The organism is Enemella dayhoffiae (assembly GCF_002250625.1).
In the GTDB taxonomy this organism is placed as follows: Bacteria; Actinomycetota; Actinomycetes; order Propionibacteriales; family Propionibacteriaceae; genus Enemella; species Enemella dayhoffiae.
Map to the genome: position 1 here is coordinate 73249 of NZ_NMVQ01000034.1, position 25256 is coordinate 98504.

The 25256-nt window shown below is 68.9% G+C and carries 23 protein-coding genes; 7 read left to right on the top strand and 16 right to left on the bottom strand.

Translation table 11 applies throughout. The features are described 5' to 3' along the window. Nucleotides 1-20: 20 nt before the first annotated feature. Nucleotides 21-947, bottom strand: a complete 927-nt coding sequence (locus CGZ93_RS13015; RefSeq protein WP_094364589.1) for a tetratricopeptide repeat protein — start codon at nucleotides 945-947, stop codon at nucleotides 21-23. Between the two features lie 43 nt (nucleotides 948-990). Here CGZ93_RS13015 and pgm point away from each other — a divergent pair, with 43 nt between their 5' ends. Continuing rightward, nucleotides 991-2622, top strand: coding sequence for a phosphoglucomutase (alpha-D-glucose-1,6-bisphosphate-dependent) (pgm, locus tag CGZ93_RS13020; RefSeq protein ID WP_094364590.1), 1632 nt, complete (start codon nucleotides 991-993; stop codon nucleotides 2620-2622). A gap of 49 nt (nucleotides 2623-2671) precedes the next feature. Beyond that, the gene (locus CGZ93_RS13025; RefSeq protein WP_229117433.1) at nucleotides 2672-3790 is read left to right on the top strand and encodes a YihY/virulence factor BrkB family protein; all 1119 of its coding nucleotides are present in this window, start codon (nucleotides 2672-2674) and stop codon (nucleotides 3788-3790) included. A gap of 2 nt (nucleotides 3791-3792) precedes the next feature. Here the strand turns inward: CGZ93_RS13025 and CGZ93_RS13030 are convergent, their stop codons facing one another. The 3 genes from CGZ93_RS13030 to CGZ93_RS13040 form a co-directional block, all read right to left on the bottom strand. Next, nucleotides 3793-5478 carry an NAD(P)-binding protein gene (locus CGZ93_RS13030; protein ID WP_094364592.1) on the bottom strand — a complete coding sequence of 562 codons (1686 nt, stop codon included), beginning with the start codon at nucleotides 5476-5478 and terminating at the stop codon, nucleotides 3793-3795. Between the two features lie 453 nt (nucleotides 5479-5931). Beyond that, entirely contained in the window at nucleotides 5932-7251 is a 1320-nt protein-coding gene (locus CGZ93_RS13035) for an HNH endonuclease signature motif containing protein (protein ID WP_094364593.1), read from the bottom strand. Nucleotides 7252-7681: 430 nt separating this feature from the next. Then, nucleotides 7682-9385 (bottom strand): acyl-CoA mutase large subunit family protein, encoded by a 1704-nt coding sequence (locus CGZ93_RS13040; protein WP_094364594.1) that lies wholly within the window; start codon nucleotides 9383-9385, stop codon nucleotides 7682-7684. A gap of 150 nt (nucleotides 9386-9535) precedes the next feature. Here CGZ93_RS13040 and CGZ93_RS13045 point away from each other — a divergent pair, with 150 nt between their 5' ends. Continuing rightward, complete coding sequence (locus CGZ93_RS13045; protein WP_094364595.1) at nucleotides 9536-11233, top strand: AMP-binding protein; 1698 nt, start codon at nucleotides 9536-9538, stop codon at nucleotides 11231-11233. A 69-nt stretch (nucleotides 11234-11302) separates the two neighbouring features. Next, nucleotides 11303-12532, top strand: a complete 1230-nt coding sequence (locus tag CGZ93_RS13050) for an acylneuraminate cytidylyltransferase (RefSeq protein ID WP_094364596.1) — start codon at nucleotides 11303-11305, stop codon at nucleotides 12530-12532. On the opposite strand, the gene CGZ93_RS13055 is transcribed toward CGZ93_RS13050, so the two are convergent. From CGZ93_RS13055 to CGZ93_RS13075, 6 genes are all read right to left on the bottom strand, one after another. Continuing rightward, complete coding sequence (locus tag CGZ93_RS13055; RefSeq protein WP_094364597.1) at nucleotides 12504-13634, bottom strand: DUF6716 putative glycosyltransferase; 1131 nt, start codon at nucleotides 13632-13634, stop codon at nucleotides 12504-12506. The two genes, CGZ93_RS13050 and CGZ93_RS13055, sit on opposite strands and share 29 nt — an antisense overlap. 13 nt (nucleotides 13635-13647) lie before the next feature. Further along, nucleotides 13648-14145: a MarR family winged helix-turn-helix transcriptional regulator gene (locus tag CGZ93_RS13060; protein WP_229117434.1), complete on the bottom strand. Its 498-nt coding sequence runs from the start codon at nucleotides 14143-14145 to the stop codon at nucleotides 13648-13650. Then, nucleotides 14142-14684 carry a PH domain-containing protein gene (locus CGZ93_RS13065; RefSeq protein WP_324252448.1) on the bottom strand — a complete coding sequence of 181 codons (543 nt, stop codon included), beginning with the start codon at nucleotides 14682-14684 and terminating at the stop codon, nucleotides 14142-14144. The genes CGZ93_RS13060 and CGZ93_RS13065 overlap by 4 nt, the downstream gene beginning before the upstream one ends. 7 nt (nucleotides 14685-14691) lie before the next feature. After that, the gene (locus CGZ93_RS18995) at nucleotides 14692-14847 is read right to left on the bottom strand and encodes a hypothetical protein (protein WP_171195584.1); all 156 of its coding nucleotides are present in this window, start codon (nucleotides 14845-14847) and stop codon (nucleotides 14692-14694) included. A 133-nt stretch (nucleotides 14848-14980) separates the two neighbouring features. Continuing rightward, nucleotides 14981-15940 carry a methylmalonyl Co-A mutase-associated GTPase MeaB gene (gene meaB, locus CGZ93_RS13070; protein WP_094364598.1) on the bottom strand — a complete coding sequence of 320 codons (960 nt, stop codon included), beginning with the start codon at nucleotides 15938-15940 and terminating at the stop codon, nucleotides 14981-14983. Then, nucleotides 15937-17133, bottom strand: coding sequence for an acetyl-CoA C-acetyltransferase (locus tag CGZ93_RS13075; RefSeq protein ID WP_094364599.1), 1197 nt, complete (start codon nucleotides 17131-17133; stop codon nucleotides 15937-15939). Before CGZ93_RS13075 ends, meaB begins: the two co-directional genes overlap by 4 nt. Nucleotides 17134-17246: 113 nt before the next feature. Between CGZ93_RS13075 and mce the strand changes: the two genes are divergently transcribed. The 3 genes from mce (at nucleotide 17247) to CGZ93_RS13090 (ending at nucleotide 20413) form a co-directional block, all read left to right on the top strand. Next, nucleotides 17247-17690, top strand: a complete 444-nt coding sequence (gene mce, locus CGZ93_RS13080) for a methylmalonyl-CoA epimerase (protein ID WP_094364600.1) — start codon at nucleotides 17247-17249, stop codon at nucleotides 17688-17690. Between the two features lie 66 nt (nucleotides 17691-17756). Further along, entirely contained in the window at nucleotides 17757-19181 is a 1425-nt protein-coding gene (locus tag CGZ93_RS19000) for a coiled-coil domain-containing protein (protein WP_094364601.1), read from the top strand. After that, nucleotides 19178-20413, top strand: a complete 1236-nt coding sequence (locus tag CGZ93_RS13090) for an AI-2E family transporter (RefSeq protein WP_094364602.1) — start codon at nucleotides 19178-19180, stop codon at nucleotides 20411-20413. Before CGZ93_RS19000 ends, CGZ93_RS13090 begins: the two co-directional genes overlap by 4 nt. A gap of 26 nt (nucleotides 20414-20439) precedes the next feature. On the opposite strand, the gene nucS is transcribed toward CGZ93_RS13090, so the two are convergent. The 6 genes from nucS to CGZ93_RS13120 all read right to left on the bottom strand — a co-directional run bounded on the left by nucS (nucleotide 20440) and on the right by CGZ93_RS13120 (nucleotide 25256). Next, nucleotides 20440-21150 (bottom strand): endonuclease NucS, encoded by a 711-nt coding sequence (gene nucS, locus CGZ93_RS13095; protein ID WP_094364603.1) that lies wholly within the window; start codon nucleotides 21148-21150, stop codon nucleotides 20440-20442. A 36-nt stretch (nucleotides 21151-21186) separates the two neighbouring features. Continuing rightward, a complete protein-coding gene (locus tag CGZ93_RS13100) occupies nucleotides 21187-21828 on the bottom strand; it encodes an LON peptidase substrate-binding domain-containing protein (protein ID WP_094364604.1) in 642 nt (213 codons plus the stop codon). A gap of 91 nt (nucleotides 21829-21919) precedes the next feature. After that, entirely contained in the window at nucleotides 21920-22987 is a 1068-nt protein-coding gene (locus CGZ93_RS13105; protein WP_094364605.1) for an NADH:ubiquinone reductase (Na(+)-transporting) subunit F, read from the bottom strand. Between the two features lie 4 nt (nucleotides 22988-22991). Next, nucleotides 22992-23321, bottom strand: coding sequence for a phenol hydroxylase subunit P4 (locus CGZ93_RS13110; RefSeq protein WP_094364606.1), 330 nt, complete (start codon nucleotides 23319-23321; stop codon nucleotides 22992-22994). Nucleotide 23322: 1 nt separating this feature from the next. Continuing rightward, complete coding sequence (locus CGZ93_RS13115; protein WP_229117435.1) at nucleotides 23323-24930, bottom strand: YHS domain-containing protein; 1608 nt, start codon at nucleotides 24928-24930, stop codon at nucleotides 23323-23325. Between the two features lie 2 nt (nucleotides 24931-24932). Continuing rightward, nucleotides 24933-25256 (bottom strand): MmoB/DmpM family protein, encoded by a 324-nt coding sequence (locus tag CGZ93_RS13120; protein WP_094364607.1) that lies wholly within the window; start codon nucleotides 25254-25256, stop codon nucleotides 24933-24935.

A 25256-nucleotide genomic window follows, 5' to 3' on the forward strand; every position in this document is an offset into this window, starting at 1 on the left:
CCCCCACACACGCAACGCCCTCAGAACAGCGCGGTGGCCAGCTTGCGCCGATACTTCAGCACCGTCGGATCCGAGTTGCCGAGGGTCTCGAACAGCTCGAGCAGCCGCAGGCGTACGGTTTCCCGCTCGTCACCCGAGGTGACCCGGACCGCGTCCACCAACCGGGCGAAGGCGGCCTCGGAGTTGCCCCCAACCAGCTCTGCGTCGGCGGCGGCCAGCTGGGCCTCGACGTTGCTCGGCTCGGCGTCCGCGCGCACCACCTCGGAACCGTCCAGCTTCGAGGAGCGGTCCAGCAGCCCGGCCTGCGCGCGACCGGCGAGCGCCTCGGCGTCGTTCGGGGTGGCGGTGAGCACCTTGTCGAACTCGTCGCGGGCTGCGGCGAAGTCACCCCGTTCCAGGGCCGCGTCGGCGGCGGCGAAGCGCGGATCGGCGGCGGGCTGCTCGTCCTCGGCCGCTCCGGCGGGCTGACCGACCGGGTCGGCCTTGCCCATCACCCCGTTGGCGGCGGCCGCCTGCAGCACCTGGTCGAGCACCTTGCGCACGTTCTCTTTGGGCTGCACGCCCTGGAACAACGGGGCCAGCTGTCCGCCGATCACCGCCACGACGGTCGGCACGGCCTGTACGCCGAGCGCCTGGGCGATGTCCGGGGCTGCCGTCGCGTCGACCCGCACCAGCAGGAACTTCCCGGCGTATTCGTCGGCCAGGGAGGCCAGATCGGCCGACAGCTGGCCGGCGCCCTGGGCACGCGGGCTGTGGAACTCCACCACCACCGGGTGTTGCAGGGACTTGCGCAGCACACCCTCGAACTCGGCGATGTCGTTCACGTCGGTCACGTATGCCCCGCCCGGTCCCCCGCCGGCCCCGCCGGCCGAAGCCGGCGCGGCGGCCCTGGCCTTGAGCCCGGACAGGTCGACGGCACCGGGACGGTTGAAACTCGCAGCAGTCATGGGGCCTATTCTTGCAGCAACCACGAAGTCCTAGGATCGTGCCATGGCACACGATCGCGCTGGCACGCCCGCCCTTGCTGAGGACCTGATCGATGTCGACGCCGTCCTCGCCGCCTACTATGACCTGACCCCCGACCCGGACGATCCGGACCAGCGGGTGGTCTTCGGCACCTCCGGTCACCGGGGTGCCAGTCTGGACACGAAATTCAACGAGGCGCACATCGCCGCCACCACTCAGGCGATCGTCGAATACCGCTCCGGTCAGGGCATCGACGGGCCGCTGTACCTGGGCAAGGACACCCACGCCCTGTCCGACCCGGCCTGGCGGACGGCGATCGAGGTGCTGGTCGGCAACGGGGTCGCGGTCCGCGCCGAGCGCGAGGACCAGTTCACCCCCACCCCAGCGGTGTCGCGGGCGATCATCGTGCACAACGTTTCCGGCCGGGGCGGAAAGGCCGACGGGATCGTGGTCACCCCCTCGCACAACCCGCCGCGGGACGGCGGATTCAAGTACAACCCGCCGCACGGTGGCCCGGCCGGCTCCGACGCGACCGGCTGGATCGCTGATCGGGCCAACGAGCTGCTGGCCGACCCGGGCGCGATCAGGCGCCGGTCGTTCGAGCAGGCGTACGCCGAGGTGGAAACCTTCGACTACCTGGGGGCGTACTGCACCGACCTGCAGAACGCGCTCGACCTCGACGCGATCCGCGAGGCCGGCGTACACATCGGTGCCGACCCGATGGGTGGGGCGTCGGTCGAATACTGGGGCCACATCGCCGAGCACCTCGGGCTCGATCTGACCGTGGTGAACCCGCGGGTTGACCCGCGGTTCGCGTTCATGACCCTCGACACCGACGGCAAGATCCGGATGGACTGCTCCTCCCCGGATGCGATGGCCAGCCTGATCCACAACAAGGACGCCTACGACATCGCCACCGGCAACGACGCCGACTCGGACCGGCACGGCATCGTCACCCCCGACTACGGGCTGATGAACCCGAACTCCTATCTGGCGGTCGCGATCGAGTATCTGTTCAGCCATCGCGACCGGTGGCCGGCCGAGGCCGGGGTGGGCAAGACGCTGGTGTCCTCCAGCCTGATCGACAAGGTGGCCGCCGAGCTGGGGCGTCGACTGGTCGAGGTGCCGGTCGGTTTCAAGTGGTTCGTGCCGGGACTGCAGTCGGGCGAGATCGGCTTCGGTGGTGAGGAATCCGCCGGGGCATCCTTCCTGACGCTGGCCGGGAAGACGTGGACCACCGACAAGGACGGCATCCTGCTGGCCCTGCTGGCCAGCGAGATCAGGGCGGTCACCGGGTCGTCACCGAGCGAGCGGTACGCCGACATCGAACGTCGGCACGGGGCGTCGGCGTACGCCCGGATCGACGCCGAGGCCGACCGGGAGCAGAAGGCGCGGCTGGCCGCGTTGTCCCCCAGTGACGTCAGCGCCAAGGAGCTGGCCGGGGAGCCGATCACCCAGATCCTCACCGAGGCGCCCGGCAACGGCGCCAAGATCGGTGGCCTCAAGGTGTGCACCGAGAACGCCTGGTTCGCCGCCCGGCCCTCGGGCACCGAGGACAAGTACAAGATCTATGCCGAGTCGCTGACCGGGTCGGAGCACCTGGCCCAGGTGCAGGCCGAGGCGAAGTCGGTGGTGGAGCAGGCGCTCAACGGCTGATCGGCCCGGTCCTACCCCCGCTCCGCCGAAGTGGTGACAAACTGGTTTGGTGACAGAGGGAACCGCTGCGGCCAAGGCCGACACCCCAGACCCGGATGATCCGCGCAAGCCCGCCCACCCGCACCAGTTGCGGCGCCGAGGGTGGCGGCTCACCGCCAAGAACGCGTTCAGCGAATTCTTCCGGGACCAGGGCACCGACCTGGCGGCGGCGTTGACCTACTACGGAGTGCTGGCCATCTTCCCCGGACTGCTGGCCGTGTTCTCCCTGCTCGGTCTGGTCGGACAGGCCGCGCAGACCGTGGACACCGTGCTGCAGCTGCTCGCGGCGGTCGCTCCCCGCGAGCTGGTCGACCAGGCGCGCGGTCCGCTGACCAGCATGGCCACCTCCCGGGCCTCGGGGATCACCTTCGTGGCCGGTCTGCTCGGCGCCCTGTGGTCGGCCTCGGGCTATGTCGGCGCCTTTTCCCGGATGATGAACCGCGTCTATGAGGTCGACGAGGGCCGCGGCCTGGTCAAGCTGCGCCTGCAGCAGTTGGTGATCACCGTGGTGGTGCTGGTGCTCGCCGCGGTCCTGCTGGTCGGTCTGGTGGTGTCCGGGCCGGTCGCCGAGCGGTTCACCTGGCTGATCGGGTTGGGGGTGCTCGGGCGTCAGGTGTTCAACATCGTCAAGTGGCCGTTGCTGCTGCTGCTCGCGGTGATCCTCGTGGCGGTGCTCTACTACTTCACCCCCAACGTGCGGCAGCCGAAGTTTCGCTGGCTCAGCGTGGGCGCCCTGGTGGCGTTGCTGGTGTGGATCCTGCTCTCGCTGGCGTTCGGTCTCTACGTTGGAAACTTCGCTTCCTACAACAAGAGCTATGGCGCGCTCGGCGGCATCATCGTCTTCCTGCTGTGGTTGTGGATCACCAACTGTGCGCTGGTGATGGGCGCCGAGATCGACTCGGAGTTGGAGCGTTCCCGCCAGTTGCAGGCCGGGATCCACGCGGAGGAGTCGCTGCAACTGCCACCGCGGGACACGAAGGCGAGCGAGAAGCAGCGGGAGAAGCGCGAGCAGCTGATCGCCGAGGGCCGGGCGATCCGCGAGGCGGCGTACGCCCGCGGCGAGGTGGAGTTCACCCCCGAGGAGGCGCGCGACGACACCGCGGAACTGCGCTCCAAGGACGCCGACTGAACTCAGAGAATTCCCTGGCTGGACACGGGTTCCGGGGGCAGCTCGCCGGGGCGCTTGATCCGCAGCAGCAGCCCGCCGAGCCCGTCGCGGGTGGCGGCCACGGCGATCCGGTCCCCTGTCTGCACGATGGTGGCGGCGGCCGGATGCCAGGCCCAGTCCGCGTCTCCGCGGCGTACCGCAAGAACCCGAACCGCGCCGGGGCGCACCAGCTCGGAGATCGCGATGCCGTGCGAGGCGGCCGAGCCGGCCTTCACCTCCAGCTCGGTGAACAGCAGGACGCGACGACCGACCGGATAAACCACCTCGCGGCGGCGGCCCATGGCAGCGGCGGCGAACGCGGGGGCCGCGAGCATCGACACCGAGCGGGTCGGCCCGAGGTCGAGGCGTCGTTCCACCCGATAGGCCAGGTCGTGATCGAACAGCCGGGTCACCACCCGCACGTCGGGCTGGGCCTGCTTGGCGACCAGCGCGATCTCGAGGTTGACCGCATCGGAGTCGGTGACGGCGAGCACGGCGTCGGCGGTGTCGATACCCGCCTGCTCCAGTGCGGGGGTGTCGGTCGCCTCGGCGATTATCACCGGGATCTTCAGTCGGCGGGCCCGCAGCACCCCGGGTCGGTCCTCGCGCTGTTCGATGCCGACCACCGGGATTCCCTGTTGGTGCAGGTGTTCCAGCACCGAGGTGCCGATCCGGCCCAGGCCGCACACGACGGCGTGATGATGCGGCTTTCCGCGGACGCCGCCGGTCAGGTCGCTGATCCGCAGCTTGATCAACGCGTCGACGACAACCGCGGTGATGCCGGAGGAGAGAACCAGCCCGAGCAGCTGGATGATCACCCCGCCGAAGCGCGCCGCCAGCGGCAGCTCGGTGTCACCGATCCCCGTCAGGGTGGACGCGGACAGCGCGAGGTACATCGCCAGCACCCAGGTCACCTCGCCGACGACGCGGAAGTAGACGACCGAGATCACCATCAGGGTGAGCAGTCCGAGCAGCACCCAGCGCAGCCGCCGGTCGAACACCGAGCCGACGGCGCCGACCAGCCCGGCGGTGCGCACCCGGCGCGGGGCGCGGTCGCGGCCCAGGCTGCTGGTGCCGAGCACCAGGTCACCGTCGTCGGGCAGCACGGCCTCGATACCGGGGCGGTCGGAGTCGCCGAGGACCGCGAGCAACTCCCCGCCGACGCGTGCGCGCGGTCCGGCGGACACCATCCGTCCCCCCAGCTCGAAGGTCTGCACCTCACCGGCGGACACGCCGGCGGCGACGAAGGCGGGCGCGGCGAGCTGGGCCGAAGAGAGCACCACGCACTCCCCCAGCAGGTTGGACAGCCGTTCGCGGAAGTTGGGGTTGGACAGCTCGAGCACCAGGCGTACGCCCGGGTTCAGCTCCTCGACCAGCAGCGCCACCCGGGTGCAGAACACGTCGTCGAAACCGAGGACGACCACGCACCGGGCGCGCTCGACGCCGACCTGACGCAGCTCCGCCTCGCGCACCTGCGTGACCGGGTACGCCTCAGCACCCAGCTCGGCCATGTCGGCGACCACGCCCGGATCGGAGCCCGGGGTGTTCAACACCAGCGCCTGCACCTGCTCGCCCGCCCGCTCCAGCTCCTCAACCAGCCGCAGGGCCGTGGTCGTGCCGCCGACGACCACGACGTGGTCACGGCGCTGCGGGGCCGCTGCTGGGTTCACGCAGGCACTCTAAGGGTTCCCCGGGGTCTCCACGCGGCAGCTGAGCCCTCTCGGTGGCTGAGCCTGTCGAGGCCCGCCCAGGACGTTGGCTGAGCCTGTCGAAGCCACCCACGCTGGCTGAGCCTGTCGAAGCCCCACGCTGGCTGAGCCGAAGCCTGCTGGTTGTGGTCACCTCCGGTGGTGGCGGCGGAAAGGGCGTCCCGCCCACCTCGCTGGCGGGTCGGGTTTCCGCTGCCGCCGGTCTGGTCTTCAGCTCGGTACGCCCGACCACGCCCCGACGCCCTTTCCGCCTCCACCACCTCAGCGCCCAACGTCCCGTCCCCACGTTGGCTGAGCGAGCTTGCGAGTCGAAGCCCCTGTACGTTCCCCGAGTAGGTCGGCATGCGGAGCTCGCGGAGCGATGCCGACCGTGTCGAGGGGAACTTGCCACGGATCTTCACGTCGACGGGATTGTCAACCAGGTCGGGGTATTCGGAAGCGGGCATGACGGCGTGGTGTGCGGTCTGCGTTGAAACACGTCGGTGGGATCACGAACGGGAGGCCGTCGGGGTCGAGGCGGATGGCCCAGCGGTCGGGGTTGTCGGCGTTCCAGGGCCGGTCGCGGGCGGGTTCGACCTGGCGGTGATGATGCGGGCACAGCAGCACCAGGTTCCACAGTTTCGTCGGCCCGTACGCCCACCACGGTTGGAGGTGGTGGGCTTCGCAGTCCTCGGGCGGGTGCGTACAGCCGGGGAACACACAGCCTTTGTCGCGGGCGACGAGGGCGGCACGGATTTCGGGGGTGACCAGCCGCTGCGGCGTACCGACCTCCATCGGCACCCCCTTGCCGTTCATCACCACCGGGAGAATGTCGGCATCGCACGCCAGCCGGCGCAGCTCGGTCGCCGACAGGTGCTCCCCACACGACACCTGCGCCGTCCCCAGACCGGTACGCAACGTGTCCAGGTCAACGAGCACAGAGATCCGGGGACGATCGCCACCATTCTTTGGGGCGTCTCCGACCTTCGCGGCCCGGCGGACGAGAATCATCAACGCATCCGCCCGCAGCTGCGCCCGGGTCGGCGGGACCGCATCGGTTCCCGTGACCTCTCGCCACAGCGCCGACTCGTGCGCCTTCAACAACGCAGCCAACTCTTCACCATCAGCAAGGGGGAGTTTGCCGGTCAGAAGGTAGGAGCCGTGATGATCCGGCGCCAACGACAGCCGCCGGTTCTTCTCGGCCAGCAGACGCTCCGCCTCCAACCGCGCCGCCTCAGCCACCTCGGTTCCCTCGGGATCAATCGTCTGGCGCACGTGCAGGGACAGTTTGCGCAGGTCATCGGGGGCGAAGTCGGCGGCGAACCCGACCATCAACTCCTGGGCCCGATCCAACTCCGCGGTGGCAAGGGTGTCGGGCAGCTCCTGAAGCCCGTTGAGGATTCCGCGGACCTGGCTGTCCGACAGCAGTCCTGCGCACGCGGCGTCGGCGATCAGAGGGAACCGGCTGTGCAGGGTCGTTGCCTGCTTCACGATCCGGCTGGCTTCGCGACTGCTGTGGCGATGCTGCCGGGTCAGGAACGTGGCCGTCGACACCAGGTGCACTCGCTCGGCCGCTTCGCGCTTCGTGGTCTCGGCGATCACCCTGGCACGCCCGGCCGCGACAGCCGCGGCCATCGCATCCGCGCGATCGAGGAGTGCGAGAATTTCTTCGTCGGTGAGGAGGGCGAGGTTGTCGAGCTCGGGCAGCATCGACACCGCGGTGATCACCGTGGGGGTGTCGGCTGCTGTGCTCATGAACCAAGTACATCAGCCGGGTCTGACAGTCCGACCCCGAAAACGGCCCGAAACGCCTGTGTGCACGAAAAAAGTTTGAGAAACTTTGGCCACTCCAGTCACAGCCCTCCCGAGAGACTTCGATTCACAAGCTCGCTCAGCCAATGTTCCACGGCGGGTGGCTTCGACAAGCTCAGCCACCGCAGGCCTGGAAACTGGACGTTGGGCGCTGAGGTGGTGGAGGCGGAAAGGGCGTCGGGGCGTGGTCGGGCGTACCGAGCTGAAGACCAGACCGGCGGCAGCACAAACCCAGACCACCAGCGAGGTGGGCGGGACGCCCTTTCCGCCGCAACCACCGGAGGTGACCACAATCAGCAGGCTTCGACACGCTCAGCCACCATACGGCTTCGACAGGCTCAGCCAGCGTAGGGCTTCGACGGATCGTATGGGTTCAGAAGTTGGCGGGTTCGGTGTATTCGCCCCATTCGGTGCGCAGGACGCCGCAGATCTCGCCGAGGGTGGCCTCGGCGCGGACCGCCTCGAGCATCGGCTCGATCATGTTCTCGCTACCGCGGGCGGCGCCCAGCATTCGTTGCAGAGCCGCGTCGACCCGGGCCTGGTCGCGGTTGCTGCGCCGCTCGGTGAGCGTGCGCACCTGCTCCCGCTCCACCTCGTGCGATACCCGCAGGATCTCCAGGTCGCCGGTCACCGACGAGGTGTGGCAGTTGACGCCGACGATCCGCTTCTCGCCCTTTTCCAGCAGGGTCTGGTGGATGAACGCCGAGTCGGCGATCTCGGCGGTGAACCAGCCCTCCTCGATCCCACGCAGCAGACCGGAGGTGATCGGACCGACCGCGTGCTGACCGTCCGGCACCGCCTGCTCCCCCAGCTTGAGGATCTGCGCGAAGATCTTCTCCGCCTCGGCCTCCATCCGGTCGGTGAGGTCCTCCACATACCAGGAACCGCCCAGCGGATCGGCCACGTTGACCACCCCGGTCTCCTCGGCGATCACCTGCTGGGTGCGCAACGCGATCTCGGCCGCTCGCTCGCTCGGCAGCGCCAGGGTCTCGTCCAGGGCGTTGGTGTGCAACGAGTTCGTCCCACCGAGCACCGCGCTCAACGCCTCCAACGCGGTGCGCACCACGTTGTTGTACGGCTGCTGGGCGGTCAGCGACACCCCGGCGGTCTGGGTGTGGAACCGCAACCACTGCGCCTTGGCCGTCTTCGCGCCGAAGTGGTCCCGCATCCAGCGCGCCCAGATCCGCCGCGCCGCGCGGAACTTGGCGATCTCCTCGAAGAAGTCGATGTGCGCGTCAAAGAAGAAGCTCAACCCGGGCGCGAACACGTCCACGTCCAGCCCGCGCGACAGCCCCAGCTCCACATAGCCGAACCCGTCGGCCAGGGTGAACGCGAGCTCCTGAGCGGCCGTCGCCCCGGCCTCGCGGATGTGATAGCCCGAGACCGACAACGGCTTGTACGCCGGGATGTCGCGCGAGGTGTACTCCATCAGGTCGCCGATCAACCGCAGGTGCGGCTCGGGGGCGAACAGCCACTCCTTCTGGGCGATGTATTCCTTGTAGATGTCGGTCTGCAGGGTGCCGTTCAGCTTCGAGATGTCCCGGCCCTGCCGCTCGGCCGCCACCAGGTACATGCAGAACACCGGTACCGCCGGCCCGGAGATGGTCATCGAGGTGGTGACCTGCTCCAGGTCGATCGAGTCGAACAGCACCTCCATGTCGGCCGCCGAATCGATCGCCACCCCGCAGTGCCCCACCTCGCCCAGCGAGCGCGGGTCGTCCGAATCGCGCCCCATCAGCGTCGGCATGTCGAACGCGACCGAGAGCCCGCCACCGCCGGCGCCGAGGATCATCTTGTAGCGCTCGTTGGTCTGCTGGGCGTTGCCGAAGCCGGCGAACTGCCGGATCGTCCACGGCCGCCCGCGATAGCCGGTGGCGTACAGGCCGCGGGTGAACGGATATTCCCCCGGCCAGCCGATCCGCTCCATCCGCTCATCGGCGGCCTCGTCGGCCGGCCCGTAGACGGGCTCGAGCTCCAGACCCGACAACGTGGTGAAGTCCGCGTCGCGCACCTTGCCGGTGTCGACGGCCTGCTGCCAGGCCGCGAGCCAGCGGTCGTGTCCGGTGTTGTCAGCCATCACTGCCTCCGTCGGTTGAACAGCCGTGCGCTCTCACGTCCAGTGTGCGGGACGCCGCTGCAATGCGCACCCCTGGGAAAATAGTAGGACACCCTACTAAATCCGGCCACACGGCAGACCGCGACGGCCCTCCCGTGTCAGGATGAATCCGTGAGCGACAACGACGTCAGCACCGATCCCACCACCGCCTGTCGGGAAGCGCGAGACCTGCTGCTGCGGTTGCGCGCAGATCACCAACGGGCCGCTGCCGAGTTCCGTTGGCCCGACCTGGGCCCGCGCTTCAACTGGGCCCACGACTGGTTCGACAGGATCGCCGTCGACAACGACGCGACCGCCCTGACCATCGTCGAGCAGGACCTGTCCGCCGCCTCGGTCAGCTTCGCCGACCTGGCCCGGCGCTCCAACCAGGTCGCGCACTGGCTGACGGAACTGGGCGTACGCCGCGGCGACGCGGTGCTGGTGATGCTGGGCAACCAGGTCGAGCTGTGGGAGGTGATGCTCGCGGTGTTCAAGCTGGGCGCGGTCGTGCTGCCCACGACCACGGCCCTGGGCCGCGCCGACCTGGCCGACCGGCTGGAGCGGGCCGAGGTGCGTGCGATCATCTGCAATCCCGGCGACGTCGAGAAATTCGACGGCCTGGCCGAGCAGCTGCTGCGGATCTGCACCAGCGAGGCGGACGGTTGTCAGGCGTACGCCGACTCGCGGCAGGGCGATGAGAGCCCGGTCCCGCACCCGGACACCGCACCGGGCGATCGGCTGCTGCTCTACTTCACCTCGGGCACCACCAATCGCCCCAAGCTGGTCGAGCACACGCAGGTGTCCTATCCGCTCGGCCACCTGTCCACGATGTACTGGCTCGGCCTGCAGCCGGGTGATGTTCACCTCAACATCTCCGCGCCGGGTTGGGCCAAGCACGCCTGGTCCAACTTCTTCGCGCCCTGGATCGCCGAGGCGACTGCCCTGGTGTTCAACTACACCCGGCTCGACGCGAACACCCTGCCGCGGCTGCTCGACCAGCACGCCGTCACCAGCTTCTGTGCCCCGCCCACCGTGTGGCGGATGCTGATCAAGGCCGACCTCGGTGATCGCCCCCGGGCCCTGCGCGAGGCGCTCGCCGCCGGTGAACCGCTCAACCCCGAGGTGATCAGCCAGGTCGAGCAGCGCTGGGGGCTGACGGTGCGTGACGGGTTCGGGCAGACCGAGACCACGGCCCAGGTGGCGAACACCCCCGGCCAGCCGGTCCGCCCCGGCTCGATGGGACGGGCCCTGCCCGGAATCCCTTCGGTGCTGGTGGATCCCGCCTCCGGGGAGTTGGTCGAAGGGGCCGGCGAGGGCGAACTCTGCCTCGACCTGTCACAGCACCCGGTGTCGTTGATGAAGGGCTACGTGGGGGACCTCGAACGCAACGAGGAGGCGCTGGCCGACGGCTTCTATCACACCGGTGACGTGGCGGCCCGCGACGCCGACGGCTACATCACCTTCATCGGCCGCACCGACGACGTGTTCAAGGCCTCCGACTACAAGATCAGCCCGTTCGAGCTCGAGTCGGTGCTGATCGAGCATCCCGCGGTGGCCGAGTCGGCCATCGTGCCGGCCCCCGATCCCGTACGCCTGGCCGTCCCGAAGGCCTACGTCCAGCTCGCGGCGGGTCACGAGCCCACCGAGGAGACGGCACTGTCGATCCTCGCCTTCGCCCGGGAACGACTCGCCCCCTTCCAGCGAATCCGCAAGCTCGAGTTCACCGAGCTGCCCAAGACCGTCTCCGGCAAGATCCGCCGGGTCGAGCTGCGGGCCAAGGAGGAGCAGGGCGGCAACCGGGCCGAGTTCACCGACGACTCCCTGCGCTGACTCCGCGATCGGCGTACGCCCGGTGCGCCGACCCTCGGCCGCGCCCACACCTCACTAGGATCGGGACCCATGAGTGTGGTCGCCATCATCCCTGCCCGCGGCGGTTCGGTCGGCGTGCCCGGCAAGAACCTGCGCAGCATCGGCGGCATCCCCCTGGTCGCCCGCGCCGTCCGCGCCTGCCGGGCCGCCCGACGCATCGACGAGATCTTCGTCAGCACCGATGACGACCGGATCGCTGCCGTGGCGAGTGATGCGGGCGCCGAGATCATCCGCCGCCCGGCCGACCTCTCCGGAAACACCGCCAGCAGCGAGTCGGCCCTGCTGCACGCCCTCGACGAGGTCGCCGACCGCGGGATCGACGCCCAGGTGCTCGCCTTCGTGCAGTGCACCAGCCCGTTCATCTCCGGCCGGGATCTGGACACCGCGGTCGAGCTGGTCAACAGCGGAAAGGCCGATTCCGCCTTCTCCGGTGTGGAAACCTACGACTTCCTGTGGCGCGACGCCGACACCGGCACCGATCCCGGCAGCGGCACCATGGTCGGGCAGAACCACGACGCCTCGTTCCGGCCGCGCCGCCAGGATCGGCGCCCCGACTATCGCGAGACCGGCGCCTTCTATGTGATGCGTACCGAGGGATTCCGCCGGGCCCGGCACCGGTTCTTCGGACGTACCGCAGTGGTCAAGGTGTCCGAACTGGCCTCGCTGGAGATCGACACCGCCGAGGAGCTGGCGCTCGCCGACGCCTTCGCCGGGGTGCTCGACCGGGCACCGGCCGACGAGGCGGGGATCGGCATCGACGTGGACGCGGTGATCACCGACTTCGACGGGGTGCACACCCCCGACACCGCCTACATCGACCAGGACGGCCGCGAGCTGGTCCGGGTGTCCCGCTCCGACGGGATGGGCGTGTCCTTCCTGCGCCGGGCCGACGTACCGATGTTGATCCTTTCCAGGGAAAGAAATCCGGTCGTCACGGCCCGCGCGAGAAAGCTGGGGGTCGAGGTGCTGCAGGCGGTGGACGACAAGACCACGGCGGTGCGCAGCTGGGCCGAGCAGAACGGGGTCCCGCTGGAGCGGATCGCCTATCTGGGCAACGACGTGAACGACCTGGGCCCGATGCGGCTGGTGGGGTGGCCGGTCGCCGTGGCCGACGCGCACACCACGGTGCGCGGCGTCGCCCGGGTGGTGCTGCACCATCGCGGCGGCGAGGGCGCGGTCCGCGAGCTGTGCGAACGGGTGCTGGCCGCCCGACCGGAGAACGCCGAGATCGTCAACCAGGTCGGCGAGGGACGAGCCTGAGGAATCGCCGAGTCCGTCTGGGCACCGAGCCGAAGCCGCGGAACCGGACTGGCGGCAACTCCTCCCGGGTCGCCACCAGTGCCGCCAGCCGACCCCGCCAGGTGTTCTCGCTGGGATCGTGCAAATAGTTCTGCTGCAGCCAATCCGGCTCCGGGTGGCGAAAGCTCGCCGTCCGCAGATCGTCGAGGTCGCCGACCAGGCCGGAGTCGGCGAACACTTGGTTGATCTGCTCCGCCCCCACCCCGAAGTCACCGAGGATCAGCAAGGGGACGCGGGCAGCAATGGCCTCGATCGCCGCCGTGGAGGAGACGGTGGCGAAACCGTACGCCTCAGCCAGGGCATCGGCCATCCGCCCCGCCCGGAACTCGACCTCACGGCGCCCCGCCCGCGGGCGCTGCTGCCACAGCTCGGCATACGGGTACGCCTCGTTGTGCGCCTGGCGTTCCCCGCCAACGGCCCGGATTTTCACGACAGGGTTGAGCTCCGGCGGGACCGCGGCGAGGGCGTCGAGCACCCGCACCCGATCCTCCCGCAGCGCCGGCACCAGGGATTGCGCCGCGAACACCACGTCGGAGCCACCCCGCCCGACCGCCACCTCACGCAGATAGGGCAACGTGGCCAGCGCCAGCTCGGGCCCGCTCTCCCCCGCGGCCCGCAACCGCTGGACCACCTCGGCGTAGGCGGCCATCTCCCGGTGCGAGTGCAGCAGCATCAGGTCCAGGTGACGACGATGGCGGATCGCCAGATCGTTGGCGGGATAGGAGATCCCGGGCAGACCACCGACCAGCACCGGCCGCGGCCGGCCCGGGTGCGGCCGCAGCGCGCCACCGGCGGCCAGCACCGAGAGAGCCACCTCCAGCGCCGGCCCGGTGCAGGCGAGCACGATCACCTCGGGCCGCTCGGCGGCCAGGGCGAGCAGACGGCGTACGCTCCCCCGCTGGATCGGATAGCCGCCCTGCACCGCCGCCACCTGGGCCGGGGACGGCGCGATCACGTTCTCCAGCACCAGATGCCGCACCCGCCAGTCGGCCGGAGCGTCCTCGAAGGTGCTCACCACCCATTTCAGATAGGAGTCGGAGTCACTGACGGTGAGGATCCGCATTCGGCTCACCTGTTCAGAAATCGCCGGCGGCCGAACGCGCGGCGGCGAGGATGTGGCTCAGTTCGTCGCACTGTTCCTCGGTGATCGACCCCAGCCCGAACTGGGCGGCCACCACGGCCGCGGTCGCCTGCTCCAGCACCTCGCGGCCGGCATCGGTGAGGCTGGCCAGCACCGCCCGGCCATCGTCGGGGTGCGGGCGTCGCTCGATCAACCCGGCCGCGTCGAGGCGCTTGACCAACGGGGTGACCGAGGTGGCGTGCACCTGCAACCGCTCCCCGATCTTGCCCAGCGGCAGCGAACCGGTCCGGGAGAACGACAGCAGCACCAGCACCTCATAGCGGGCGAAGGTCAGCCCGAACGGCCGCACCACCTCGTCCAACTCGGTGAGCAGCAGCTGGTGCACCCGCATCAGCGAGGTGGCCGCGTGCATCCGCGAGGTCTCCGGATAGGCCTTCTCCCACAGCCGCGCGCCCCGCTCGATCGGGTCGAACGGGAGCGCCGCCCGGCTCACCAGCCCTCACCCCCGACGTTGCTGAAGCTCTTGCGGGCGCCGGAGCGCTGGATCACGCGCTGGATGGTCAGGTCGCGCTCATCGGGGCGCCCGACATAGCGGATGTCGCGCAGCCCCTGGTCCTGGGCCGCGGACTCGAAGATGAAGTGGCCGTAGTTGAAGATCCGGCCGATGAACGGCTTGTGCACCGCGATGTCGAGGATCCGCTGCATCGGCATGGTTGCGGTGTGCTGGGAGAACACCCCGTGCACCCGGAACACGCGCATGTTGGTGATCACGAACCGGTCCATGTGTTCGGAGTGGATCCGCCACAGGCAATAGCCGAACAGCGCCAGGCCGAGCACGCAGGTGACCCACCACGCCCGCCCCAGATAGGGCATGGAGACGAACAGAGCGATGCAGCCGAACAGACCGAGCACCGGACGCAGGATCGCCATCGGATGCCGACGGACCTCGTCGACGATGATCTCGCCCTGATCTGCGATCAGATGTCGCTCGACCTGCGGGTCGAAGAACCGACCCAGGCCCGGGATCGCCACCGCCGCCTCACTTGGCCAGGGTGCCGAAGAAGCGGAACAGCGATTCGAAGGCTCCGACGAATCCGCGGACCGCGTGCGCGGCATCCTCCGGCCGGGTCACCAGATAGAACAGGCAGAAGCCGATCACCAGGAACCACAGGACCTTCTTGATCCAGCCAGACATAAACCCTCCGTCTGTGGCCGCGTTGATGGGGAAGGACCGCGACCCCGGTGCCCCTTTCTACCGCAGGGGCGCCTCGGGGGCGGTGAGGGCACGCCGGTGCGCCTGGATCGTGACCCGAGCGGCATCCCCGCGTTCAGGCGCCGGTGACCTGCTCCAGCAGCCGGCCCGCTGCGGCGTACGGGTCCAGGTCACCGTCGCGGACCGCGGTCGCCAACTCGTCCAGTCCCTCGCGTCCCCCATTCAGGAAGCGTCGGCGTACGCTCGCCAGGGCCAGCGCCTCGATCTCGGCCCGGGAACGGGCCAGCCGTCGCTCGGACCACCGGCCGGATTCCTCACCCTGACTGCGGTGGGCCGCGATCTGCTGCACCACGTCGGCGATCCCTTCACCGACGTTGGCCACGGTCTTCACGATCGGCGGCTTCCAGCCGTCGGAGTGGTCGTCCATCGCGATCATCGTGCGCAGCTCACGGATCAGGTTCTGCGCGCCGTCGCGATCGGCCTTGTTGACCACGAAGAGGTCGCCGATCTCGAGGATCCCCGCCTTGGCGGCCTGGATCCCGTCCCCCATCCCGGGCGCGAGCAGCACCAGGGTGGTGTCGGCGGTGGCGGCGATCTCCACCTCCGACTGGCCCACGCCGACGGTCTCGACCAGCACCACGTCGAAACCGGCCAGATCGAACACCCGCAGCGCCTGCGGGGCGGCAGTGGACAGTCCACCGAGGTGGCCACGGGAGGCCATCGAGCGGATGTAGACGCCCGCGTCGGTGGAGTGCTTCTGCATCCGCACCCGGTCGCCCAGCACTGCACCTCCGGAGAACGGCGAGCTGGGGTCGACGGCGAGGACGCCGACCCGCAACCCCTGTGCCCGGTACGCCCCCACCAGGGCGGTGGTGGTGGTCGACTTGCCCACCCCGGGCGAGCCGGTGAGACCGATCACGTGGGCGTGACCGGTCGAGCCAGCCATCAGCCGCAGCGCCTCCGGCAGCTCCGGCGCGTTGTTCTCGACCAGAGTGATCAGCCGGGCGATCGCCCGGACCCGCCCGGCCCGGGCGGCCTCGACCAGCTCGGCCACCCGGGAGGAGGCGTCGGTCACGCCTGCGGGACCTTGATGATGAGGGCGTCGCCCTGACCGCCGCCACCGCACAGGGCCGCAACCCCGGTGCCACCGCCACGGCGCTTCAGCTCGTTGGCCAGGGTGAGCACGATCCGCGCCCCGGACATGCCGATCGGGTGCCCCAGCGCGATCGCGCCGCCGTTGACGTTGACCCGCTCGTCGACCTGCTGGTCGCTCAGGCCGAGGTCGCGGCCGCAGGACAGGCCGACCGCGGAGAACGCCTCGTTCACCTCATAGAGGTCGAACCCGGCCGGGTCCACCCCCTCCTTCTTGGCGGCCGCCATGATCGCCCGCGACGGCTGCAGCTGCAGCGAGGAGTCGGGCCCGGCGACCATGCCGTGCGCGCCGATCTCAGCCAGGATCTCGCAGCCCAGCTCCTCGGCCTTCTCCCGGCTCATCACCACGACGGCGCAGGCGCCGTCGGAGATCGGCGAGGAGGAACCGGCCGTGATGGCGCCGTCCTTGCCGAAGGCGGGCCGCAGCCGGGCCAGCCCCTCGGCGGTGGTGTCACCACGAATCCCCTCGTCGGCGTCGACCACGACGTCATCACCCTTGCGCTGCGGGATCCGGACCTCGACGATCTCCTCGGCCAACTTGTCCCTGGCGGCCGCGGCGCGCTGGTGGGAGCGGGCCCCGAAGGCGTCCATCTCTTCGCGGGTGAAGTTGAACTCCCCCTCGGCGTTGACCTTGTCGGTCAGCGCACCCATGGACTGGTCGGTGATGGCGTCCCAGAGCCCGTCGTGGGCGAGGTGGTCGCGGAGCACGGCGTCGCCATACTTGATGCCCTCGCGGGACTTGGGCAGCAGGTGCGGAGCGTTGGTCATCGACTCCATGCCGCCGGCGACCACCACCTCGCACTCGCCGGCGCGGATCAGCTGGTCGGCCAGGGCGATGGCGTTGAGCCCGGACAGGCACACCTTGTTGATGCTCATCGCCGGCACGTCCATCGGGATGCCGGCCCTGATCGCGGCCTGGCGTGACGGCATCTGCCCCTCGCCGGCCTGCAGCACCTGGCCGAGCACCACATAGTCGACCTGTTCGGGCTTGACCCCGGCCTTCTCCAGGGCCCCGGCGATGGCGATCCCACCGAGCTCGACCCCGCTGAGCGACTTCAGCGCACCGGAGAACTTGCCCATGGGCGTACGCGCGCCCCCGACGATGACCGATCCCATGCTCAACGCTCCTCCCGGGCGCCCTCGCCCGCCACCTGTAATCTTCCCGACAACTCGGATTCACCCTCCACCCTAGCGCTGTGCCGGCACGGGCTCCGTGAAAGTGTTGTGCCATGGAGAAGATGACTGATCTGTTCGTCTGCATCGACCACGTCGGCCTGGCCGTCCCCGACCTGGACGAGGCGATCCGGTTCCACACCGAGACGTTCGGCTGGCGGCTGCTGCACCGTGAGACCAACGAGGAGCAGGGTGTCGAGGAGGCGATGATCGGCACCGGCGAGCAGGGCCCCGAGAACGCCCAGATCCAACTGCTCGCGCCGCTGCGGGAGGACTCGGCGATCGGCAAGTTCCTGGCCCGCTCCGGGCCTGGCCTGCAGCAGCTGGCCTATCGCGTTCGCGACCTGGATCAGGTGTCGGCGACCCTGCGTGAGCGGGGCGTACGCCTGCTCTATGACCAACCGCGCCGCGGGACCGCGGACTCCCGGATCAACTTCGTGCACCCCAAGGACGCCGGGGGTGTCTTGCTCGAGCTGGTGGAACCGGCACGTCACGCCTGATCCTGCTCGACCAGCCGGGTAGGGTTTTCCCCGTTGAGGTCGGCCAGCTCGCCAGGAGGAGGAATCGTGAGCGACGAGTCGGGACTGAGCCTGTTCGACAGCGCGGCCAGTGCGGCGGGGCACTTCCCCACCCAGATGCGGGGGTACCACCGCGAGGCCGTCGACGAATACGTGCTCAATCTTGAGGGGCAGCGGGCAAAACTGCGCGAACAGGTGGCCCAACTGCAGTCCGAGGTGCGCGAGCTCGCCAATCGCCCCGAGCCGCGTCCCGAGGACGCCGACTACACCCACCTGGGTGGGCACGCCACCGAGATCCTGCGGATCGCCCAGGTGCAGGCCAAGGAGCTGGTCGACCGCGCGCACGGTGACGCCGAGCGGATCAAGGAGCAGGCCCGCCGGGAAGGCCAGCGCTCGCGCGAGTTGAGCGAGCGCGAGGCCGAGGATCTGCGGATGACCTCGATCGGCGAGCTGCGCACCCTGCGCGCCAACCTGGAACGTCAGGTGGGCGAACAGGTGAGCATGGCCCGGGCCGAGGGTGAAAAGCTCGTCATCGGCGCCCAGCAGCACGCCGAGGCGGTCGTCCGCGAGGCCCAGCGCAAGTCCGGGGCGATGCTGGAGGCCGCGCGCCGGGAGGCCGCCTCGATCCGCCAGACGGCCGAGCGGGAGGCCGCCCAGCAGCGAGCGGCCTCCGCCACGGAGCGGGACCAGTTGCTGGCCCGACTGGCCAGTGAGCACGAGGAGGCCAGCCAGCGTACCCAGCAGCTGCTGGCCGAGAGCACCCGTCAGCACGAGGAGGCCCAGCGCCTGCTCAGCACCGAGATCGAGCACGCCACCCGGGTCCGCACCGAGTCCCTGGCCGAGGCGGAGCGGGTACGCATCCAGGCGGCCCGCGAGGGCGACGCGCACCTGGCGGGCGTACGCCAGCGCGCGGCGGAGTTGCTGCAGAAGACCGAGCAGAAGGCGGCCTGGCGGGCCGAGGAGCTGAACCGGGAGAACGAGCGGTTGCTGCAGCGCAAGGAATCGATCCTGGCGCAGCTGAACAGCCTGTCCGCGATGGCCGGGCAGACGATGGCCGAGCCTCCCCGGCCCGACCTGCCCGACGTCGACCAGCCCCCGGTGCAGACCCCGACCCAGCCTCCGGGCGGCACCTCGGGCGTACCCCGTTCGGCCCAGTCGCCGACCGCGCCGCCCCGGCAGAACCAGCCCCGACCGCAGCAGAATCGACCGCAGCAGAACCAGCCACCGCAGAATCAGCAGAACCGGCCCGGCGCAGGCGGTCAGCAGCCTGCGTCAGGACGTGAGGGGCAGGCGCCGGCCCAGCAGCGGTCCGCGGGCCAGGCACCAAAACCTGCCCAGACAGCGAATTCGCCCAAGGCGTCGAAGCCGGGGCAGGCCAGCCCCTCCGGGCCGGCTGCGCAGCCCGGAACCGGTCAGAAACCGGGCCCTCAGGGGCGTACCGGCCCAGGACCGGCCGACAACGGGCGTCGATGACCGACCAACCCGCTGATCCGGCGCCGCCGCCGGAAACCTCGACACCGGAGCCGACCGGTCAGCACGGCCGCCGCGGCTGGATCCTTCGGCTGACCCGAAGGGCCCGCTCCGCGGTGGAGGGGCCGCGTCGCCCCGAGCCCGAACCGGCCACGGAACCGCCCCCGCTGGTGCCGATGGAGGAGACCGACCGCGGCTTCCGGCTGGCTCGGATGTCCCCGTTCGCGATCGGCTTCTTCGGCACCCTGGGCGCACTGGTCGCGGTGGCCCTGGCCAACATGCTCGGGCAGGTCCAGTCGATCCTGGTGCTGGTGCTGGTCTCGCTCTATCTCGCGCTGGGTCTCAACCCGGTGGTCGAGCTGATGAACCGCCGCGGACTGCGGCGCGGGATCGGCGTGTTCGTGGTCGCCCTCTTCGCCCTCGGTGGGATCGTCCTGATCGGCATCGCCGTGCTCCCGGTGTTCACCGAGCAGGTGACCCAGTTGGCCACCAACGCCCCGGCGTACCTGCGCGGACTGCGCGAGAACCAGCAGATCAACACGCTCGACCAGCGCTTCGGTGTGATCGACAAGGTGACCAAGTTCCTGTCCGGGGAGAACCTGGTCAACAACGTGCTCGGCGGGCTGCTGGGCGCGGGCAAGGTGGTCGCGAACGCGGTGTTCTCGATCGTGGTGACCCTGGTGCTGACGCTGTACTTCCTGGCCTCCCTGCCGTCGATCAAGGACACCATCTATCGGCTCGCGCCGGCCTCGCAACGGCCCCGGGTGCGCTATCTGGCCGATGAGATGTTCCGCCGGATCGGCGGCTATCTGAGCGGCATGTTCGTGGTGGTGCTGTGCTCGGGCACCTGCGCGTTCATCTTCATGAACATCCTCGGACTGGGGAAGTACGCCCTGGCCCTTGCCGTGCTGACCGCGCTGTTCGCGTTCATCCCGCTGATCGGTACCAACATCTCGATGATCCTGGTCGCGCTGGTCGCATTCTCCGTGCTCGGCCCGGTCCAGGCGCTGGTCACGATCGGCTACTATCTGCTCTATCAGCAGCTGGAGGCCTATTTCATCCAGCCGCGGGTGATGAAGCGCTCGGTCGACGTGCCGGGCGCCGTGGTGATCGTCGTGGCGCTGGCCGGTGGTGTGCTGCTCGGCATCGTCGGCGCCCTGATCGCCATCCCCACCGCGGCCGCGCTGCTGCTGCTCTATCGCGAGGTCCTGCTCCCCCGCCTCGACCGTAGTTAGTCAGACCAGCACGCGGAGGGCACCCACTAGAACAATCGATCTTCGGCGTCGTCCATACCGCGCAGGGCGTCGTAGTCGACGGTGACGCAGTCGATCCCCCGGTCGGCGGCCAGCACCTTGGCCTGCGGCTTGATCTGCTGGGCGGCGAAGATTCCGCGAACCCTGCCCAGCAACGGATCGCGGTTGAGCAGCTCAAGATAACGGGTGAGCTGTTCCACCCCGTCGATCTCGCCGCGCCGCTTCACCTCCACGGCCACGTGCGCACCGTCGGCGTCGCGATACATCAGATCCACCGGACCGATCGCGGTCGGGAACTCCCGGCGTACCAGCTGCCAGCCCGCACCGAAGGTGCCCGGCTGTTCGGCCAGCAACTCCTGCAGGTGCGCCTCCACCCCGTCCTTCTGCAGCCCAGGGTCGACGCCGAGCTCGTGGGTGGAGTCGTGCAGCACCTCGAACAGCGAGATCTGCAGGGTGTCCCCGTCCTTGCCGGTCACCTCCCAGACCTCGGTGACCTGGTCGTCCAGCTCGGCGGTGACCGCGGCCTCGTCGACCTCGGGCTCACGCACCCTCAGCGTGCACGGCGGACTCATCCAGTTCAGCGGCTTGTATGCCCGGTCGTCGGCGTGGATGGACACCGAGCCGTCGGCCTTGACCAGGATCAACCGCTTCGCCGGCGGCAGGTGGGCGGTGAGCCGACCGGCATAGTCGACCTGACAACGGGCAATCACGAGGCGCACCGGGCCACGGTACCGGAGACGGCGCATCCGGCGAGTTCAGTTGCTGGAGGGGTTGCGATCCGCGGCGAAAGGCACGCTTGCGGTACGCCCCAGCAGCACCGTCTCCTGGCGCACCCGGCGGCGCAACCGGTCCAATCGGGCGACCGGGTCCGGCTCGGCCAGCGCGGCCAGGGAGTCGGCGAGCTCGAGCGGCCCCTGCGCCACCACCAGCCAACCGAGCTGCTCGGGGTCTGTCGGCAGCGCGCCCAGCTCTCCCCCGCGTTGCCGGGCGTACGCCTGGAGGGCCGCAACGAGACCGGCACCGGACTCGGCGAGCCGCTGGTCCGTCGCCTCGGTCAGTCCGACCGGCTCCACCTCGGCGGTCAGGTAGGGGTGCTCGCTCTCCAGCACCTCCCGGACGCGGAACGGCCAGCGTCCGACGGCCTGCAGCAGGATTCGACCCTCGGCCTCGCGCAGGGTGGTGACCCGCACCGCACAGCCGACCTCGGCGATGGAGTGCAGGTTCTGTTCTCCCACCTCGTGCCCGGAGCGGATGGTGACCACCCCGAACTCCCGCTCGGACTCCGGCCGCCGCAGCAGGTCGGCGACCAGCTCGCGGTAGCGCGGCTCGAACACCTGCAGGTTGAGCACCATTCCGGGCACCTGCACGGTGCCGAGCGGGAAGAGCGGGATCTGCATGGGTCCACGATAGGACCGCACGGAAGCAGTGGTCCCGCGCACCGGGGGTACGCGGGACCGCTGGGCTTCGACAGGCTCAGCCGACGTGGGGTCAGCGCTTGATCAGCGGGGAGCCCACCCCGCTGGCCTTGTCACCCTCGTTGAAGAAGTCCTCGTGGAAGATGTCGCGGGGGAACAGCCGCCGGCCCATCATCGACTTCAGACAGGACTCGACCATCCGCGGCGACCCGCACATGTAGCCCTGATATCCCTTCAGGTGCTCGAAATCCGCCTCCATCACCTGGTTGACGAAGCCGACCCGATAGCCGTCGGTCTCCTCGCCGGTGTCGATGCAGGGGTGGAACGTGAACTGATCGGGATACTCCTCGGCCAGCTCGCGATAGAACTCCACGTCATAGAGGTGTTCCTTGGTCTGCGCCCCGGCGTAGAGCACGATCTCGCCCTCGTACGCCTCGTTCTGCAGTGCGTGCTTGATCATCGAGGCGAATGGGGCCAGCCCGGTCCCCCCGGCGAGCATCACGATCGGCTTGTCCTCCTCCCAGGTGCGCAGCACGAACCGTCCGTAGGGGCCGGACAGCTTGACCTCGTCGCCCTCCGCGGCGCTCTTCCACAACCAGCCCTCGGTGCCAAGTCCGCCGGGGACCAGGCGCACCTGGAACTCCACGATCTTGTTCTCGGTGGGCGAGTTGGCCATCGACCAGGTGCGGTCGATGCCGCCGCTTCCGGGCACCTCGACGCGCATGTACTGCCCTGCGTTGAAGCCCAGCTCCCGGTCGAGCTCGATCTTCAGCCGTTTCACGTCGGCGGAGATGTCGGTGAGCTCGACGATCGTCCCGGTGAAATCCTGCACCGGAAAGACTTCCAGCTCCTCGTCCACGTCGATGTCGGCCTCGAGGGTGACATCGGACTCGGGCTTGGCGCAGCAGGTGAGGGTCTTCCCTTCCAGTCGCTCGAAGTCCATCAGGGCGAAGGTGGACGCCTCGCCTTGATCGACGTCCCCGTCGAGGAGGTCCACCTTGCAGGTCGCACACGTGCCGTGCGTGCAGGAGTGTGGCAGCCACACTCCTGCACGCAGGCAGGCGTCGAGGATCGTCTGATCCTCTCGGCACTGGACCTCGCGACCGAGCGGCTCCACCCTGATGGTGTGGGTCTCGGTCATCGGTTCATCCCTTCGCGAGGTCGAGCGAGACGGTGTTCTTGTGCCGGATGCCGAGCTCGGCCAGGGACTTGTCATCCTCCGGCTCGAAGTCCTCCTCGATCAGCTTCCAGACGAACGGCCCCTCCGCCTTGAAGTCCGGGTCCGCGCTGGCCCAGGGCATGACCTGGGTGTCCACGAACTCTTTCCAGGACATCGTTTGCGGCACCCGCAGGGCGACCGCGGAGGCGTAGAACATGCTGTCTCGACGAAGGACATGGACGAGCATGTCGTCGCCGTACAACGCCTGAGCGGAACGGGAGTCGAACTCGTAGGTGCCCAATGATTTGACCGCCATGTCAGGCCTCCTTCACGGACGTGGCGAACGGTTCCTGATCCGACACGTCCTCGGTCTTTTCGGAGTCGCCGACGACGTCCTCGACCTGCGCGTGCCACTTCTGCCAGTTCTGGTGGTCCACCGAGCCGATGTACTCGCCGTTGTCGCCCTCGGTCATGCCGTACCAGTCGAGAACCTCCGGCACCGACGGCCCACCGCAGTTGCCCAGCATGATCTGGTGCACCGGCATCCAGGCCTGGATGTACTTCTCCGGCTCGCGCTCGAAGATCCACTGGCAGCCATCGGAACACAGGTTGAAGTGCTCACCCTTGTACTCGCTGCTGCGCTGGCAGATCTTGGTGGGGTCACCGTGCTCGGGGAAGAGCATGGGGACCTGGCAGACCTGGCAGAGCTGAGGCAGACCCGGGTAGAAGAACCGGTTCCCCTCGGCGGCCATCTTGGCCTGCTTGTCGTAACGCGGCCGGTACAGCTGGTCGTAGCTGTCCGGATAGGACTTCGCCAACCAGGCGGAGTGTTCAGCGTCTGGGGTGGAAGTGGTGAAGTTCGCCGCAAACGAGAACTGATACAGCGCGTTGTGGGTGGCGTGGGAAAGGTGGTCCTTCTCCCAGATCGCCTGCTCCACATGCTTCGGCGGGCGGATCCCATAGTACGCCAGATCGGGGAACAGCCCGTTCAGCATCTGCTGTTCGAAGTAGAGCTCGAAGGCCTCCTTCCAGCTCATCACCGGACGCGGAAGCATGTAGTCGAGCATCTGCGCGATGAGCGAGGTCACGCGGTAGCCGCGCCAGAACCACTTATCCACCCACTCCTGGACGATCGGCACGTTGTCCTCGTCCTGCTCCAGCAGGAACTTGATCGCCTCCAGACCGAGGGTCATGTGCCGAGACTCGTCGGACTGGGCCGAGAAGCCGAAGGTCATCGTGGGCAGGTCTCCGTTGAAGGAGGCCCCCGACATGAACGGCACGAACAGCAGGTTGGTGAGCAGGTACTCGAAGGAGAACCCGATCGCGATCAGGAACTCGAACGGTCCCGCGGACAGCGCGTCTTCGAAGTACGACTTCGGCACCGACAGGTACCACACCCGGTCGAACATCTGCGGGAAGTTGTGGAACCCGGAGTAGTACTTGTTGTAGTTCGACAGCGTGTGGATCTCGGTCTGCGCGTGCCGCAGCTCGTCGATCGACTGGCACAGCGCGGCGAAGCGGGGGCCCGGGCCGTTGAAGTGCCGGGCCAGGTAGGAGAAGTGGCGGTTCGCCGCGTACTCCAGCGGGGTCACACCGCTCAGGAACACCTTCATCGCGTTCAGGTAGTTGGCCTCGGACAGGGTGAGATGTCCCTGTCCCTGGGCGAACCCGTCCAGCACCGAGTAGAGACGCTTGTCCTTTTCGGCCTGATAGCGGTAGTAGGCGTCGACGGTGAGCCGGAACGGGTCGTCCCACTTGGACCAGTCGTGGATCTTGATGCCCTCGTACTTGGTGTGCGGGAACATCTCGTCCTCGGAGACGTAGCTGGGGGTCCAGTCCAGGTCCCGGGTCAGTGCCGAGTAGCGCTGCTTCATCGACAGCTTCTTGGCCGGCTTGCGAGCTGGTGCTTCCTTCATATCGGTCATGATCAGTACTCCTCATCCTCGTCGTCGTCCTCGACCGGCCGGCCCCAGGAGATGACGATCCGATCCTCATCCCACTCGCTGATGTTGCCGGCCAGGCTCACGATGGCCATTTGAAATGCGTGTGTCTCCCAGGTCCGCCCGAGGCGCTCCTCCACGGAGGCCCGGTTGATCTCCAGGTATCCCGGCGCCCGCAGTTTGACCAGTCCCGGGATGTGTTGTGCGATGCACTGATCGTTGTCGGCCTCGATGGCCTCGATCACCGCGCGGTTCTCCTCGTTCTCCTGCAGATCCACGCTGACAATGCGCTCGGAGGCATCCACCGCCAT